3 protein-coding genes are annotated in these 2,135 nt (G+C 36.3%); 2 read left to right on the forward strand and 1 reads right to left on the reverse strand.

All coding sequences use genetic code 11. The annotated features are described in order from the left end of the window. Window positions 1–822 (reverse strand): SIR2 family protein (locus FD47_RS14270; RefSeq protein WP_191982200.1); only part of this gene is annotated, 822 nt, incomplete at its 3' end. 239 nt (window positions 823–1,061) lie between these two features. Here FD47_RS14270 and FD47_RS14275 point away from each other — a divergent pair. Both FD47_RS14275 and FD47_RS14280 read left to right on the forward strand, forming a co-directional pair. Then, on the forward strand, window positions 1,062–1,376 hold the full coding sequence (locus FD47_RS14275; protein WP_056980826.1) for a nucleotide pyrophosphohydrolase: 315 nt from the start codon (window positions 1,062–1,064) through the stop codon (window positions 1,374–1,376). 17 nt (window positions 1,377–1,393) lie between these two features. After that, window positions 1,394–2,131 (forward strand): GIY-YIG nuclease family protein, encoded by a 738-nt coding sequence (locus FD47_RS14280; RefSeq protein WP_082620328.1) that lies wholly within the window; start codon window positions 1,394–1,396, stop codon window positions 2,129–2,131. Window positions 2,132–2,135 lie beyond the last annotated feature (4 nt).

Here is a 2,135-nt window from a genome sequence, read left to right on the forward strand (position 1 = left end):
ATCGTGTCTAAAAACTTGACTCAGATCCATATCAAGATCGACTAAACTAATGTTATTGCTTCTGTAATATTGTCGAAGCTGTGTATCGGGATATGTTTTGTTTTCGGATTTTGAATACAGTAGTACGTTATCGGGAATGCTATGGGACGTATTGTTAATTTTAAGCTGTTTTTTTAGATAGTTAATCCAGTTCAAAATTAATCGAAGATTATTGTCGGACATTGAGTATCCAATAAAAAGAAAAACGTGAGTTGCTAGTAGAGACTTAATAAATGTAGATATTAAAATGTGAGAATGATCGTAATCAAGGTAATCAGACTCTTTCAGCACTACGCTCTGTTCAATATTTTCTTCACTTATATCACCATGCATTTTTAAAATGAAATGTTTTCCTAAATTCCCTTTAAGTAGAAGTGATGAGTCGTCAAAGATAGTAACGTATTCGAACAGTCTTGTATTTGATTTTGCTGAATCCTCTAGGAGGGTATCGTAGTTGGTGGTAATAATATGATCAGGGTTTAATTGAATGATTAGGTCATCTAATGCATTGGATGGAACTTTCTTTTGTAATTCTTCTCGAAGTACAGCATAATATTTTTCTGGATAACTTTCATATAGCATTTCTGGGATTTTGAGCAATTGTTCATTAGTATAGTTGTTCGAAGACTTGATGCCCAAAATTTGTGCCATTCTTTCCACTAACGATGACCAAGATGAAAGGCCTGAATTCTGCGATACTCCTGCCCCGACGAAAATCACTAGTCGCGAATCATCAGAGGCTTCAATAAGTTGTGAAAAGATTTTAGAAAGTTCTGAATTCATAATTATCTCCTAGTAGGTAGTTGTTATAGGCTATTATACTCCGGCATTCAATGGCTGCTGGCGTTGAATATAAAAATGACACACGTAAAGTGTTGAAAAAGTCATACAGCCAATGGTTACAAAGTAATTAGGAATGTTGGGGGAAGCCTTTAATGGATTAATAACATTTAGGCTTTGTGATATGATAATTATGAAATTATTATTGAGCTCATCATACTGTAAATCGGGGGTAACTAGTGGTGGAATACAATCAACTGATTAACGAATTAACCGATTTCCGCAACAGTCGCGGATGGAACAAATATCACACGCTACCAGCATTGGCTCGCGCGGTTGGCATTGAAGCTGGTGAACTCAACGAGCTTTTTCTTTGGCAAATGGACGACAAAGATCAGTTTTCTGAAAAACAGCTCCATGATATGGAATTGGAACTGGCAGATATATTAACGTACTGTTATTATATGTGTGATAAGTTAGGCGTAAAGCCGAATGACATTGTTCAGGAAAAGCTTGATATCAACAAAAAGCGTCATTGGAAATTTGATCAAAAGTAGTCGAAAGGTGTTAGCTTATGGCAGATTTAGGATACCCAATCATTGAGCAAGTTCAATACAGTCCAGATACGCCAACGAAGCTTGAGGATATTATTGATGGTGATGAGAAGAAACACCGTCTTCTAATTGAGTATCCAACAGTCTATTTGATATACACAGCAAACAAGTCTGGTGGATACAAAGTTTATGTTGGCGAAACCAACGATATTGAGCGACGAACCGAACAGCATCTGAATGAAGATTCGAAAATTAGAGACGACTGGAGTGCCCTAGCCAAAGCTAAGAATGCTAATATGTTTGTAATTGGACATGATCACTTTAATAAATCCTTAACGTTGGATATTGAAAACCAAATGATGCTGTACATGCTTGGTGTTCCAAGCGTGAAACAGTTAAATAATCGGCGTGAAAATGAACAAAATGAGTATTATACAGCTGATGAAAAAGAACTGATTTTTTCTCGAATTTGGCGCAAGTTGCATAGCTTTAATCATGAATTGTTTCCAGTAGAAAGTGTTATTCGTGATTCGGCAATATTCAAGGCATCCCCATTCCATGATTTAACAAATGAGCAAAAGCATGCGCGAGATGTCATTATTGATCGAGTAATTGATGCGCTTCTGTCAAAAAAACGTGGTCAGTTGATTTTAGTTGAAGGCGAAGCTGGATCAGGCAAAACAGTTCTCTTGAGTACTATTTTTTATTTGATTAGGGTCTGTCTTAAAACGAGCTTTTTAGCCAAAGTTCCGGTATAATCTG

The organism is Lentilactobacillus parafarraginis DSM 18390 = JCM 14109 (assembly GCF_001435895.1).
Taxonomy (GTDB): Bacteria; Bacillota; Bacilli; order Lactobacillales; family Lactobacillaceae; genus Lentilactobacillus; species Lentilactobacillus parafarraginis.

Bases quoted from the DNA above. Each gene is read 5' to 3' on its own strand.
- FD47_RS14280 (WP_082620328.1), top strand. From the start codon at position 1,394: ATGGCAGATTTAGGATACCCAATCATTGAGCAAGTTCAATACAGTCCA.